This is a genomic window from Streptomyces sp. NPDC111744, assembly GCF_055634995.1.
Window position 1 is genome coordinate 41,741 of sequence record NZ_JBVKCG010000002.1, and the last position, 13,174, is coordinate 54,914.

General features: G+C 71.3%; 11 protein-coding genes and 1 pseudogene. 5 read left to right on the plus strand and 7 right to left on the minus strand.

Annotated elements, in window-relative coordinates; genetic code table 11:
* Nucleotides 1-311 precede the first annotated feature (311 nt).
* Both ACZ7OO_RS04300 and ACZ7OO_RS04305 read right to left on the minus strand, forming a co-directional pair.
* Complete coding sequence (locus ACZ7OO_RS04300; protein ID WP_471502316.1) at nt 312-638, minus strand: FAD-dependent monooxygenase; 327 nt, start codon at nt 636-638, stop codon at nt 312-314.
* A 102-nt stretch (nt 639-740) separates the two neighbouring features.
* The gene (locus ACZ7OO_RS04305; protein ID WP_471501344.1) at nt 741-1,391 is read right to left on the minus strand and encodes an NADPH-dependent F420 reductase; all 651 of its coding nucleotides are present in this window, start codon (nt 1,389-1,391) and stop codon (nt 741-743) included.
* A gap of 74 nt (nt 1,392-1,465) precedes the next feature.
* On the opposite strand from ACZ7OO_RS04305, the gene ACZ7OO_RS04310 reads away from it, so the two are divergent.
* The 3 genes from ACZ7OO_RS04310 (at nt 1,466) to ACZ7OO_RS04320 (ending at nt 3,282) form a co-directional block, all read left to right on the plus strand.
* Entirely contained in the window at nt 1,466-1,810 is a 345-nt protein-coding gene (locus ACZ7OO_RS04310) for a winged helix-turn-helix transcriptional regulator (RefSeq protein ID WP_471501346.1), read from the plus strand.
* A gap of 80 nt (nt 1,811-1,890) precedes the next feature.
* Complete coding sequence (locus tag ACZ7OO_RS04315) at nt 1,891-2,262, plus strand: low affinity iron permease family protein (protein WP_471501348.1); 372 nt, start codon at nt 1,891-1,893, stop codon at nt 2,260-2,262.
* Between the two features lie 63 nt (nt 2,263-2,325).
* A complete protein-coding gene (locus tag ACZ7OO_RS04320) occupies nt 2,326-3,282 on the plus strand; it encodes a GlxA family transcriptional regulator (RefSeq protein WP_471501350.1) in 957 nt (318 codons plus the stop codon).
* A gap of 159 nt (nt 3,283-3,441) precedes the next feature.
* Here the strand turns inward: ACZ7OO_RS04320 and ACZ7OO_RS04325 are convergent, their stop codons facing one another.
* Nucleotides 3,442-3,759 carry a hypothetical protein gene (locus ACZ7OO_RS04325; RefSeq protein ID WP_471501352.1) on the minus strand — a complete coding sequence of 106 codons (318 nt, stop codon included), beginning with the start codon at nt 3,757-3,759 and terminating at the stop codon, nt 3,442-3,444.
* 348 nt (nt 3,760-4,107) lie between these two features.
* Between ACZ7OO_RS04325 and gap the strand changes: the two genes are divergently transcribed.
* Entirely contained in the window at nt 4,108-5,103 is a 996-nt protein-coding gene (gap, locus tag ACZ7OO_RS04330; protein WP_471501354.1) for a type I glyceraldehyde-3-phosphate dehydrogenase, read from the plus strand.
* Here gap and ACZ7OO_RS04335 read toward each other — a convergent pair.
* The gene (locus ACZ7OO_RS04335) at nt 5,024-7,576 is read right to left on the minus strand and encodes a SpoIIE family protein phosphatase (protein ID WP_471501356.1); all 2,553 of its coding nucleotides are present in this window, start codon (nt 7,574-7,576) and stop codon (nt 5,024-5,026) included. The two genes, gap and ACZ7OO_RS04335, sit on opposite strands and share 80 nt — an antisense overlap.
* Nucleotides 7,577-7,769: 193 nt before the next feature.
* On the opposite strand from ACZ7OO_RS04335, the gene ACZ7OO_RS04340 reads away from it, so the two are divergent.
* On the plus strand, nt 7,770-9,854 hold the full coding sequence (locus tag ACZ7OO_RS04340) for a SpoIIE family protein phosphatase (RefSeq protein ID WP_471501358.1): 2,085 nt from the start codon (nt 7,770-7,772) through the stop codon (nt 9,852-9,854).
* Here the strand turns inward: ACZ7OO_RS04340 and ACZ7OO_RS04345 are convergent.
* From ACZ7OO_RS04345 to ACZ7OO_RS04355, 3 genes and pseudogenes are all read right to left on the minus strand, one after another.
* On the minus strand, nt 9,851-11,512 hold the full coding sequence (locus ACZ7OO_RS04345) for a hypothetical protein (RefSeq protein WP_471501360.1): 1,662 nt from the start codon (nt 11,510-11,512) through the stop codon (nt 9,851-9,853). The two genes, ACZ7OO_RS04340 and ACZ7OO_RS04345, sit on opposite strands and share 4 nt — an antisense overlap.
* A 109-nt stretch (nt 11,513-11,621) precedes the next feature.
* Nucleotides 11,622-12,308, minus strand: a pseudogene (locus tag ACZ7OO_RS04350) (polysaccharide deacetylase family protein); the annotation flags it as partial.
* Nucleotides 12,308-12,976, minus strand: a complete 669-nt coding sequence (locus ACZ7OO_RS04355; RefSeq protein ID WP_352218900.1) for a glycoside hydrolase family 11 protein — start codon at nt 12,974-12,976, stop codon at nt 12,308-12,310. The gene ACZ7OO_RS04355 and the pseudogene ACZ7OO_RS04350, both read right to left, overlap by 1 nt.
* Between the last annotated feature and the right edge of the window lie 198 nt (nt 12,977-13,174).

A 13,174-nucleotide genomic window follows, 5' to 3' on the forward strand; every position in this document is an offset into this window, starting at 1 on the left:
CGCGCCACGGGGAGTTCGTGCTCCTCCAGGACCCAGCGGTGTGCGGCGGCCTCCTGGCGCTCGTGCAGCGCCCCCGGTTCGGCCAGCACCTCCGCCCTGCCCCTCATCCACACTCCGGCAACGGACCTCTCCCGCGCCACGGCTGAATCAAGATCAACCATCCGGATGAGGGTTTGCGGATCACCTGGCCGGCGACTGCGACGTAACGGTACTCAGGGCGTGCCCCAGCGTGGAGTCGTCCGACGGGGGTTCCTCCCAGCGGCCTGCGGCATGGCCGTCCGGGCGGACTCGAAGTGCGCCGCCGTGCGGGCTCAGACGGTACCGGTCGGCGTGTTCGCTCCGATGACCGGGCTCTCGGGAACCGGCGCATGGACCCCGACCATCGCGGCGGTGGCGAAGTCGCTGTCATACAGGGTGTCGCGGAAGCGGACGCGGCCGTACTCGGGTGCGAACGCACCGGCGGTGATACCGGCGGCGATCCCGAGCTGACGGAAGATCTCCATGGAGCGGACGTTGACCAGGCGGGACCGGGGAAAGGGGGACAGCTCCCGGTGCTTCTCCACCAGCAGTGTCGGCACGCCCCAGCGGTCCAGCAGCGCACGGGCGGTGAGCCCGACCGGTCCACCGCCGACGATCAGTACCGGCGCCTCGACGTCCGCTCCAGGTACGGCTCCATCATCCGGCCCGGCCGGCCGGCCGCCAACGCCGCCTGTGCGTGTACACCCGAACGGGGTCTCCGCTCACGGCCGGGGACCGGCCGCATAGGCCAGCGGGGGCGCGATGGCCTGGACGTCCGCTCCCGCCCCCACCCACAGGGCGATGAACAGCGCCGCGGTCCCCTCCAGGAGCCCCGCCCGTTCGAGTCCGCCGGCGGCCAGGGGCTCGCACCCCGCGTCCCGCACCAGCCGGCGGACATGTGCGAGAGCCATCTCGTCGTCCCCGCACACCGGAACGGCCAGCGGCCGCCCGTCGAAGACCGGTGGCCGCATCCGCCACACGTCCTCGTGACAGAGGTTGAACGCCTTGACCACATGGGCTCCCGGTGCCGCCGCGGCCAGTTGCCGCGCGGCCGAGGGGCCGCCCTCGGTCAGCAGCCGGAAGCCCGCCCCGACCGGATTGGAACAGTCGATCAGCACCTTTCCGTCGAGGGCCGCCCCCAACTCCCGTGCGACATGGGCCCCCGCGCCGAAAGGCAGTGCGGCCAGGACCACCGGACCGGACTCGGCCGCCGTCCGCAGACCGGCGGCACGCGCCCCGCCCCCGATACGTGTCGCAAGCCGCCGCGCCCTGCCGATGTCCCGTCCCCCGATGGTCACTTCATGCCCCGCCCGCACCCAGTGGCCGGCGAGTGCGTCCGCCATGTTGCCCGTGCCCAGTACGCCGATCCGCATCACACGCTCCTCTTCCGCGACGGCTTCGCTCGTTCGTGCCGACGTTACGGAGCCCGTCGGGCACCATCTGGTACGTGACGACCGACACCTTTCTCGCCGACTGCCGCGCCCGCCTGGCGTTCGACCTGCTCTCCCACACCTGGAACGCCGTGGTGCTCTGGGCGCTGCGGGACGGGCCGAGGCGTCCGGTCGAACTGCGGGAACGGATCGGGGGCATCAGCTCCAAGGTGCTCACCGAGACACTGCGGCGCCTTCAGTTCAACGGGCTGGTGACGCGCCGGGCGCTCCCCGGGGCACCGCCGCGCGTCGAGTACGGGCTGACTGAACTGGGGCGCTCGTTGCTCGGACCCATCGGCGCCGTCGGGGCATGGGCCTTCGAGCACGGGGACGAGGTCATGGCCGCGCAGGAGGGCGGGTGAGGAACGTGGTGCGGGGTACCCGGTCGCCGACCGCGGTGAACGGCACCGCACGGGCGCGGCAGGCAAGGCGGCGAAGCTCCATGTCCACGACGCATCCCGCCGAGCGTTCCCGCGACGGCCGGGGCTGGTTCGAGCGGCTCGCCGAGGCGGCCTCCAACGTCACCAGTTCCCTGCTGTTCATGTGCTTCTGCCTGGTCCTGGTCGCGGCCTTCGTCGCCGTCCATGTCGCGGGCCTCCCCGTGACCTGGCAGCTCCTCGTCGGCGATGCCATGACGTCCGTGAACCTGCTGCTGCTCGCCCTCCTGAAGAACACAGAGCGCCGCGCTGAGCACGCCATCCAGCGCAAGCTCGACAGCATCGCCGCCGCGATGCTCAACGAGCGTGCGGGCGACAGCCCGCAGGAAGCGGCCGATGAGCTGCGCAAGGTGATCGGAATGGACGAAGAGCTCTGACCTCGGCCCCTCAGGTGGGCGGGCCGCACCGGGCGCCGGTCGTCGGCTCGTACCCTGTCTGACGTGCCTCCCACCCGCCTGCATCGTGTCGCCGTCCTTGTGCTTGAGGGGGCGAAGCCCCTGGACGTCGGTATCCCGGCGCAGGTGTTCACGACCCGGGCGAGCATGCCGTACGAGGTGCGGGTGTGCGGTGCGGCGCCTGGTCTGGTCACCGGCGGCGACGGGCTGTCGTACCACGTGGCGCATGGCCTCGGCGCACTGGAGTGGGCGGAGATCGTGTTCGTGCCCGGCTACCGGTTCCCGGACCGGGAGGACCCGCCGCGGGCGGTCGTGGACGCGCTGCTCGCGGCGCACCGCCGGGGCGCGCGGCTGGCCGCCATCTCGACGGGGGCCTTCGCGCTCGCCGCGACCGGGCTGCTCGACGGCCTGCGCGCCACGACGCACTGGCACTACACACGGTCGCTCGCGGAGAGGCACCCGCTCGTGAAAGTCGACGAGAACGTGCTCTTCGTCGACGAGGGCAGCGTGCTGACGTCGGCCGGCGCAGCATCGGGCATCGATCTGTGCCTGCACATCCTGCGCGGCGACCTCGGTGTGGCCGCCTCGAACCACGCGGCCCGACGACTGGTCGCCGCCCCCTACCGCAGCGGCGGCCAGGCGCAGTACGTGCCGCGCAGTGTGCCCGAGCCGCTCGGTGAGCGGTTCGCCGTGACTCGCGAGTGGGCGCTGCACCGGCTCGCCGAGCCGCTCACCCTCGACGCACTCGCCCGGCATGCGGGGGTGTCGGCGCGTACGTTCTCGCGGCGCTTCGTCGAGGACACCGGGTACACCCCGATGCAGTGGGTGATGCGCGCCCGGATCGACCTGGCCAGGGAGCTGCTGGAGCGCTCGGAGCGCAGCGTCGAACAGATCGCCGACGCCGTCGGTCTCGGCACCGGGGCGAATCTGCGGCTGCACTTCCAGCGCATCCTCGGTACGACACCGAGCGACTACCGGCGCACCTTCACCAAGGGTGAGTAGTGGCAGGCGCCGGTCTGGGTCGGAGCGCGCGGGCGTCCGTCGCCGTGAGGTCGATACCGTCAGCCGGCGCCCTTGCCTTCGCCCTGCGGGTCCTGGTCCCGTTCGGCACTCTCACGGGGCAGCCGTCGCGGTGCTCGATCAGCCGGTCCAGGTAGTCCATCAGCTCCTGGGTGGCCGTGCCTGCTCCACGCCGGCGGAGCGCTTGATCAGGATCCAGCTGTTGGCCTGGAAGAAGTCGTGGTCGGCGTACGGGACTCCGAGCAGCTCGCAGATCACCGGTGACGGCACCGGCAGGGCGAACTCCTGGACCATGTCCACCGGTTTGGGCCCGGCGAGCATCGTGTCGATCAGGCCGTCGACGATCTTCTGAATGGCCGGACGCAGCGCCTCCACGTGCTTGATGGAGAAGGTCGCGGTCACCATCCGGCGGTGCTGGGCGTGCTCCGGGGCGTCCATGGAGATGAACGTCCGCTGCATCCGCCGACGCCAGGCCCTGGGATTCCAGCCGCTGCACGAGCACGGTCATCGACGGTCGGGTCACCCCCTCCGCTGCGGCCGGCGTGTTCAGCCGGACCGGACCTTCCCGGTCGAGCCTGCTGAGCGTCGCGGCGGTGGTCAGGCTTACACCCTGCCAGGTCGGCATGATGCGGCGACCGCCTTGACGGCGGCAACGATCCACTGGGCCGAGATGTCCGCCGCCGCCTGACGGAGGACGCCCCCACGAAATGCCGGCATGGCGCGATCCTTTTGAACCGTGGCGATCTCGCCGCTGTCGTGGGTGAGTACGGCCCACGAACCTGGTGGCATAGCGAAGGGACGCCACTCATGACTCGTATCGCCATCAACGGATTCGGCCGCATCGGACGCAATGTGCTGCGCGCCCTGCTGGAGCGGGACAGCAGCCTCGAGATCGTCGCCGTCAACGACCTCACGGAGCCCACCGCTCTCGCGCGGCTGCTCGCCTTCGACTCGACAGCAGGGCGCCTCGGGCGCCCGGTGACCGTGGACGGTGACGTCCTCGTCGTCGACGGCCGCCGTATCAAGGTGCTCGCCGAGCGGGAACCGGCGCAGCTGCCGTGGGCCGCTCTCGGCGTGGACATCGTGCTGGAGTCGACCGGCCGCTTCACATCGGCCAAGGCCGCTCGTGCCCACCTCGACGCGGGTGCGAGGAAGGTCCTGGTCAGCGCGCCGTCGGACGGTGCCGACGTCACGCTCGCATTCGGCGTGAACACCGACGCCTACCACCCGGACACGCACACGGTCGTCTCCAACGCCTCGTGCACGACCAACGCGCTCGCGCCGCTGGCCGCCGTGCTCGACGAACTCGCCGGTATCGAGCACGGGTTCATGACGACCGTGCACGCCTACACGCAGGAGCAGAACCTGCAGGACGGTCCGCACCGCGACGCCCGTCGCGCCCGTGCCGCCGGCGTCAACATCGTGCCGACCACGACCGGCGCCGCCAAGGCGATCGGCCTGGTGCTGCCGAACCTCGACGGCAGGCTGTCCGGCGACTCGATCCGGGTGCCGGTGCCGGTGGGCTCGATCGTCGAGCTCAACACGACGGTCTCCCGTGACGTGACCCGGGACGACGTGCTGGCGGCGTACCGCGCCGCCGCGGAGGGGCCGCTCGCGGGCATCCTCGAGTACTCGGACGACCCGCTGGTCTCCTCGGACATCACGGGCAACCCGGCCTCGGCGATCTTCGACTCGGCCCTCACCCGCGTCGACGGCCGCCACATCAAGGTGGTGGCCTGGTACGACAACGAGTGGGGCTTCTCGAACCGGGTGATCGACACCCTCGAACTCCTCGCGCGCTAGGTGTTCTGTCCGGGATCTCCAGCTCGGCCCAGATGATCTTGCCCTCGCCTGTGTAGCGGGCGCCCCAGCGGTGGGCGAGCTGGGCCACCAGGAAGAGGCCGCGGCCGCCCTCGTCCGTGCTGCGGGCGTGCCGCAGCCGGGGTGCGGTGCTGCTGGCGTCGGCGACCTCACAGGTCAGCCGGGAGTCGCGCAACAGCCTCAGCCGGATGGGCGGTTCGGCGTAGCGGATGGCGTTGGTGACCAGTTCGCTGACGATGAGTTCGGTGGTCATCGCCAGCTCGTCGTAGCCCCACGCCACCACCTGGCGTACCGCCCGGGCCCGGACGTCGACGACGGCGGCCGGGTCCACCGGCACGTCCCAGGAGACGACGTCGTCGGCGCCCAGCGCGTGGGTGCGGGCCAGGAGCAGGGCGATGTCGTCGGGCTGGGGCACCGGGACCAGCTGCTGCACGGTGGCCGCGCACAGCGTGGAAAGGTCGGCGTGGGGGCTGGCCAGTGCGGAGCGGAGGCCGGCCATGCCCCGTTCGACGTCCTGGTCGGCTCCTTCGATGAGGCCGTCGGTGTAGAGGCCGAACAGGCTGTTCTCGGCGAGTTCGATCTCGGTGGCCTCGAAGGCCATGCCGCCCAGCCCGAGCGGCGGTCCGGCGGGCAGCTCGGCGAACCAGACCCGGCCGTCGGGTGCCACGACGACCGGCGGCGGATGTCCGGCCCGGGCCATGGCGCAGCGCCGGGTCACCGGATCGTAGACCGCGTACAGACAGGTCGCTCCGACGAACGTGGCCGAGCTGCCCTGGGAGACCGCGCTCCCGCTCTCCTCGTCCCCCAGCCGCAGCACCAGGTCGTCGAGGTGGGCGAGGAGTTCGTCGGGGGGCATGTCCATGTCGGCGAGGGTCTGGACGGCGGTGCGCAGCCGGCCCATGCTCGCCGCCGCGGTGAGGCCGTGGCCGACCACGTCGCCGACGACCAGACCGACCCGGGCGCCGGACAGCGGGATCACGTCGAACCAGTCGCCGCCGACGCCGTCCGTCGCGTCCGCCGGCAGGTAGGAGGACGCCACCTCCAGGGCCGTACCGCCCGTCAGGGCCTGGGGCAGCAGACTGCGCTGCAGGGTGACGGCCGCCGTGTGCTCCCTCGTGTAGCGGCGGGCGTTGTCGACGCAGACGGCGGCGCGCGCGACCAGTTCGCCGGCGAGCAGGACGTCGTCGGGCTGGTAGGGGACCGGGTTGAGCGAGCGGGCGAACGTGGTGAGGCCCAGGGCGGTGTTGCGCGCCCGCATCGGGACCGCCATGAGGGAGTGCAGTCCGAACTCCCTTATGCGCGCGGTCCGTTCGGGCTGCTCGGAGAGCCACAGCGGGTCCTCCGGGTCGAGCTCGGGGATGAGCACCGGCTCGCCGTTGATGAGCAGGTCGATGCCGTGCGCCGGGGGCAGGAAGTCCACCGGGTCGTCGCCGATGTACGCCACGACCTCGGGGTTGCCGTCGCGGACGGTCTTCAGTGCGGCGCGCCGCATCACCGGACCGGTGGACGCCGGGCCCGCGTCGGTCAGCCAGGTGCCGTGGCCCTCGGTGCTCAGGACGGGCTCCAGGAGGTCGACGATGACGAAGTCGGCGAAGCGGGGGACGGCGAAGTCGGCGAGTTCCTGGGCGGTGCGCAGCATGTCGAGGGTGGTGCCGATGCGGGTGCCGGCCTCGTTGACCATCGACAGCCGCTGGCGGGCGTTCCATCGCTCGGTCACGTCGGCGACCATGTAGCAGACGCCGGTCACGGAGTCGTCGGCGTCGACGAGCGGGAAGAACGACGTGGAGTAGGCGCGTTGGCGGTGCGGATCGGCCCAGCTCCAGCCGAGGTACTCGTAGTCGGTGACCGGCTCCCGGGTGGTGAGCACCTTGCGCATCAGGCCTTCGATGGTGGCCCCCTGCAGTCCGGGCAGCAGCTCGCTCAGCCGGCGGCCCAGGCGCTGCTCCCGGGGCACTCCGCCGAAGCGTTCCAGGGTGTCGTTCAGCCACACATAGCGCAGCTCCGGGTCCATCACGGCCATGCCGATCGGCGAGCGGGTCAGGAACCCGTCGAGGACGGACTGCCCCGCCGTCCACTGCGGCCGCCGTTCACGGGCGGAGAGGAGGAAACACTCGTCTCCGTCGATATGAAAGGAGGCGGAGACCCGCAGGTCCACGTCGAGGGCGCGGCCGTCGCGGTGCCGTACCGGGATGAGCCCGCTCCACCCCATGCCGGAGCGGCAACGCGCGGCGACGCCGGCGGCGCGGGCCGGGTCCGCGCGCATGGCGAGCAGCCGGGCCGCGGGACGGCCGACCACCTCGGTGGCCGGACGGCCGAGCAGGGCCTCGGCGCCACGGGTCCAGCCGATCACGACGCCCTCGGCCGACAGCACCGCCGCCGCGTCGCTGGAGGCGTCGACGAGGTCGTGCGGGCCCACAGAGGGCGGCACCTCGAAATCTTCGCGCGGGAAATCCATTGGCTACATCCTCTACGTACCCCAATGTTCCTGCTTGTCCACCCGATGCGCACGGCCCTCAGGGCAACGGGGGCGGGAGCCCCGCGCGCAGCGGGGTACTCGGCCTGGAGTCGGCGCGGGCGGACGCCCCGGGGGCAGCATCGAAATGCCGTAGCAGCGGTGTCGTCCCGCCGGCCGGTGGAGGTGGTGAGGCATGGCTGTGGGTTTCCTGCGGTCCGGTGGCTCCAGCGGCTCCGACGCTGAGGAGTACGGCCCCGGCGGAGCGCGTCCGACCGGTCTGCTGGACGTGCTGAGCGTGGCCGCGGTGGCGCTGGACTCGCAAGGCCGGATCGTGTTCTGGACCCCGCAGGCAGAGGAACTCTTCGGCTACACGGCCGAGGACGCCCTGGGCAAGAGCGCGGCGCGACTCCTTGTTCATCCGGAGCATCTGAAGGCGGCCGTGAACCTGTTCATGGAGGTGATGGAGACCGGCCACAGCTGGGCCGGTGCCTTCCCGGTCCGGCGCAAGGACGGCGACAGCCGGCTGATGGAGTTCCGCACCATGCGGCTCCTTGACGATCTCGGGGACGTGTACGCGCTGGGCATCGTGGCCGACCACGCCATGCTCCAGCGGGTGGAGACCGACCTGGCGCTGTGCGAGCGGCTCATCAACCAGTCCCCGATCGGCCTGGCCCTCCTCGACCCGGACCTGCGTTACCTCCTGGTGAACCCGGCACTGGAGCGGATCGACGGTGTGCCCGCTGAGGAGCACATCGGCCGCCATCTGCGGGAGACCCTGCCGCTGCCCGACATCGACACCGTCGAATCGGCGCTGCGCCAGGTGCTCACCACCGGCACTCCGCTCCTCGACCAGTACCACGTGGGCCGTCCGCCGACCGATTCCGAGCACGAGCACGCCTGGTCGATGTCGTTCTACCGGCTGGAGGATCCCGGCGGCCGCGTCCTGGGCGCGGCGACCTCGGTCGTCGACGTCACCGAGCGGCACCGTGCCGCCGCGGAGGCCGACCGGGCCCGGCGCCGTCTCGCCCTCATCGCGGACGCCTCGGCCCGGGTGGGCACCTCGCTGGAGGTGGAGCGCACGGCGCACGAGCTGGCCGAGATCGCCACTCCCGTCCTCGCGGACGTGGTCGCAGTCGACATACTGGACGCGGCGCTGGCCCTGCGTCGCTCCCGTAGACCGCAGAACGGCCCGGAGCTGTTCCGTGCCCTCGCCCTGACGGCGGCCCATCCCACGGTCGCGCTGCAGGCCGCCGACCCGCCAGGTGACCTCGCGGCCTACGACGGCGACCGGCTGGTCACGCTGTGTGTGCACACCGCGCGGCCGGTCCTGGTCCCGCATGTCGGCCCCCACGATCTGCCACGTATCGCCCGCAACGCGGAGGCGGGCGAGCTGCTGACACAGGCCGGTGTCCACTCGTATCTCGCGGTGCCGCTGATCGCCCACGGGGAGGTGCTCGGCGCCCTCGACCTCAAGCGCACCCGCAATCCGCTGCCCTTCGACGAGGACGACGTCGTCCTCGCCACCGAGCTGGCCGGGCGGGCCGCCGTGGCCATCGACAACGCCCGCTGGTTCCAGAGCGTCCGCAACACCGCCCTCACCCTCCAGCGCAGCCTCCTCCCCGACCACCCGCCGCACCACCCGGGCCTCGAACTGGCCTCCCGCTACCAGCCCGCCCAGGCGACCAGCGAGGTCGGCGGCGACTGGTACGACGTGATCCCGCTGTCGGACGACCGGACCGCGCTGGTCGTCGGCGACGTGATGGGCAACGGCATCGACGCGGCCGCCACCATGGGCAGGCTGCGCACCGCCACCTGTGCCTACGCGGACCTTGAGCTGCCCCCGGCCGCCGTGCTCCAGCATCTGGACCGGATCACCTGCGATCTTGAGCACTACATCGTCACCTGTCTCTACGCGGTGTACGACCCGCGCAGCCGGAGCTGTGAGATCGCCAACGCGGGCCATATGCCGCCCGCGCTGGTGCACTCCGGAGGTGTGCCGGGCCTGCTGGAGCTGCCGCCCGCCGCCCCGCTCGGCGTCGGCGGCATCCCCTTCGAGACCACCACCGTCGACCTTGCCGCGGGTGACCTCCTGGTCCTGTACACCGACGGCCTGGTCGAGACCCGCCGCCACCCCATCGAGGACCGCCTCACAGTTCTGCTCGGCTTCCTGGACGAGCCCCACCGGCCGCTGGAGGAGACCTGTGACCTGCTGCTGCACGGGCTGCGCCACCCGGACGACCACGATGACGTGGCGCTGCTGGTCGCCCGGACGCTCTAACCCGTACGGCAGCAGTCGGTACGGCAGAAGCAGGACGCCGTGATCGGCACGTCCGCCGTCGCCGCCGCGAGCTTCAGCTGGTGGGCCACGATCCGTGCCTCGCCCTCCTTGCCGAGCCGCCGGAGGCATTCGTGGAAGCCGTGCAGGGACCAGACGTTGCCCGGATGCTGCAACGGCCGGGGCAGCGTGTCGTCCAGGCCGAGGTCGGCCCGGTAGACCGCCTCGGCCTCCTCGACCCGGCCGCGCTCCAGGAGCAGGGCGCCGTAGGCGTGCCGGGTGGGCTGCATCCAGCCCCATGGCTCGTCGTAGGGAAGGTTGTCGTCCAGGTCGACGGACCGGCGCAGTTCGGCGAAGGCGGTGTCGAAGTCGCCCTTGCGGTAGGCGAGTTCGCCGTCGAGCATCGCGGAGGCGATGGCCAGGATGTCGGCGCAGGTGTTGTTGAACAGCATGCGGGTGCCGGGCACCGCGGTGGCCGCCTCCCGGAAGCGGGCGCGTTCCCCCTCGGCCTCGGCGATCCGGCCGGTGGCGGAGTGGGCGACGCCGCGCGCGTAGTGCAGCATCGCGGTGGTCACGCAGTACAGCCGGGGGTCGGCGGGCAGCGGCAGGCGCAGGATGTCGTCCCAGCGGCCGAAGCGGATCAGGACGTGCACCCGCATCGCGAGGAAGCCCTCCAGCCAGTCGGCCATCGGCGGGCTCTCCACGCGCAGCAGTTCCTCGGGTACGGCGGCTTCGAGCCGTTCGGCAGTGGTGAGGGCGTCCTGGAGGCGGCCCAGGAACATCGCGCCGTAGATCCGGAAGTGGAGGTTGTGGCAGCGGTAGAGGGTGTAGAAGTTCATCGCGCCGGCGCGGGCGTGGTACTTGTCGTCGGCGGCGACGGCCGCGGCGTTGTCGGAGAGCACGCGCCGGTAGTCGCCGCAGAGGACCTCCAGGTGCGAGGGCATGTGCTGGAGGTGCCCGGCGTCGGGGACCAGGTCGCGCAGCAGGTCGGCGACGGGCAGGGCGGTCTCGGGGGTGGGTGACATCTCCATCAGGTGGATGTAGAGGTGCGGCAGGCCGGGGTGGCGAGCGGCCGCCTCGGTACCGAGGGCGCGCTCCAGCACGGCCTTGGCCTCCACGGTGCGGGCGCCTTCGGCAGGCCGGCCGCTGCGGATGTCCCAGAGCTGCCATGGGGTGAGGTTCATCAGAGCGTCGGCGTACAGGGCGGCGACGTCGAGGTCGTCGGGCACCAGTTCGTACACTCCGCGCATGCTGTCGGCGTAGGCCGTGTTCCACACCGAGCAGGCCTCCGCGTCCGGGGCCGCGGCCTGCGGGTAGCGGGCGCGCAGAGCCTCGACGAGGGCCCGCTCGACGGGGGTCGCGTGGGCGGCCTTGGCGTGGGCGCGCTCCACGGCGGCGTGCGTGCGCTCCACCGTGCGTGCGATCTCCTCCTGGTCGAAGAAGTCCCAGGGTTTGTTGTAGTTGGGGCCGAGGGCGTAGGCCACGCCCCAGTCGGCCATGGCACACTCCGGGTCCGCCGCGCCGGCCGCCTCGAAACAGCGGACGGCCTCCTCGTGGTTGAAGGCGTAGGTCCAGATCAGCCCCCGGTCGAACCACGTCTGCGCCTCGGGGGACGACGTGGTCACGCGCCGGCTGTGACCGCCCAGGTCGTAGTAGTCCACGAGGACGAACCTAGCGTCGGAGAGCGTGCGAAAGATCCCTTTTCATCCGAAGCCATGAGGATGGCGCGGCGGTTGGCCGACCGCCGCGCCCCTTGTGCACCTGTTCTCAGGGAGCGACCGCGCGGCCGGTCTGTGCGGAGATCCGCCCGGAGCACAGTCCCTTGGCCGTAAGGGTCTGCGCCATGCGCGGGATCGCAGCGAGCGTGTTGGCCGGCCACTCGTGCATGAGGATGATCTGGCCGCTGGTGAGCCGGGAGACGGCCTGCACGATCGCGTCGGTGCTCGCGCCGTTCCAGTCCTGCGAGTCGACGTCCCAGATGATCTCGGTCAGCCCGTACTTGGCCTCGACGGTGCGCACGGTCGCGTTGGTCTCGCCGTAAGGCGGCCGGAAGAGCACCGGGATCCCGCCACCGGCGCCGGCGACGGCCGACTGGGTGCGGGAGATCTCGGAGTCGATCTGCGCCTGGGTCTGCTGGGTCAGATGCGGGTGGGTGTAGCTGTGGTTGCCGACCCACATGCCCGCGCTCACCTCGGCCCGGACCTGGGCCGGGTAGGCGGCCGCGTACTGGCCCTCGTTGAACAGGGTGGCCCGCAACCCGTTCGCCTTGAGGGCGCTGAGCAGGCCCGGCGTGTGGGCGGTGGACGGCCCGTCGTCGAAGGTGAGACCGACGTAGCCGGCGCAGGTGGCGGAGTGGGCCGGGGCGGCGCCTACGGCGAGCGTGCCCGCGGCGGCCAGCGCGAGGGTGGCGGCGGTAGCCAGCAAGGGGCGTAATGAGCGTTCCGCTACGGCACTCATCACGCCACCGTGATGTTGGAGCTGCCGCTGCTCTGGTAGCCCTCGGTCGCGAGGATCTGGTAGTAGCTGAAGCTGCCGAGGGACATGCCGGCCCTGGCCCAGGCGTCGAAGTGGTTGCCGGTGGTGATGGTGCCGCCGGTGCGCTTCGACTGGCGAACGCTCCAGTACTGGTTGAAGGTCTTGGTGCCTTCGACGGACGGGGCGTTGTACCGCGTCGTCAGGTAGATGTCGTACGTGCCGCCGTCGCTGGTAACGCTGCCCTTGTATGTGCCGGTGGGCCGGTAGGTGCCCCAGTTGTCGACGATGTAGTACTCGACGAGCGGGTTGGACGTCCAGCCGTAGAGGGACAGGTAGCCGTTGCCGGACGGGCTGAAGCTGCCCGAGTAGGTCACGTTCCGGCGGGCGCCGGTGCTCCACCCCTTGCCGCAGACGAAGTTGCCCGTGTTGCTCCAGCCGGCGCTGTAGTTGCCGCCGGAGCCCAGGGTCATGGAGACCGTGCCCTGCGCGTCGGTCCAGAACGAGTAGTAGTAGCCGTTGCTGGTGCCGGTCTGGTTCGTGGTGACGACGGTGGCGGCGCGGGCAGTGCCGGGCAGAGCCAGCCCGGCGGCGGCGCCCAGCAGCAGGGCGCCGGCGCTCCGGCGGCTCAGGGCGTGGTCGAGCGGGTTCATGGAGTGCCTCCTCGTGTGGCCTGTGCGGGTGTGGCTTGGTGGGAGTGTTGGTCTGCCCATGCCATCTGTCAACAGTTTCGGTAACTGTTTCGAAACCTTCGCTTGACCGATTCGGCAACAGCGGCACCTCAGGCGAATGGCGGACGGAAAGGCGATCGGCTCTGTCGACAATTGACCAGTTCAAGATCGATTACAGAT

Excerpts from the sequence above, each read along its gene's own strand:
- ACZ7OO_RS04305 (WP_471501344.1), bottom strand. The coding sequence starts at position 1,391 with ATGCGGATCGGCGTACTGGGCACGGGCAACATGGCGGACGCACTCGCC.
- ACZ7OO_RS04315 (WP_471501348.1), top strand. The coding sequence starts at position 1,891 with ATGTCCACGACGCATCCCGCCGAGCGTTCCCGCGACGGCCGGGGCTGG.
- ACZ7OO_RS04325 (WP_471501352.1), bottom strand. The coding sequence starts at position 3,759 with ATGCAGCGGACGTTCATCTCCATGGACGCCCCGGAGCACGCCCAGCAC.
- gap (WP_471501354.1), top strand. The coding sequence starts at position 4,108 with ATGACTCGTATCGCCATCAACGGATTCGGCCGCATCGGACGCAATGTG.
- ACZ7OO_RS04335 (WP_471501356.1), bottom strand. The coding sequence starts at position 7,576 with ATGGATTTCCCGCGCGAAGATTTCGAGGTGCCGCCCTCTGTGGGCCCG.
- ACZ7OO_RS04340 (WP_471501358.1), top strand. The coding sequence starts at position 7,770 with ATGGCTGTGGGTTTCCTGCGGTCCGGTGGCTCCAGCGGCTCCGACGCT.
- ACZ7OO_RS04355 (WP_352218900.1), bottom strand. The coding sequence starts at position 12,976 with ATGAACCCGCTCGACCACGCCCTGAGCCGCCGGAGCGCCGGCGCCCTG.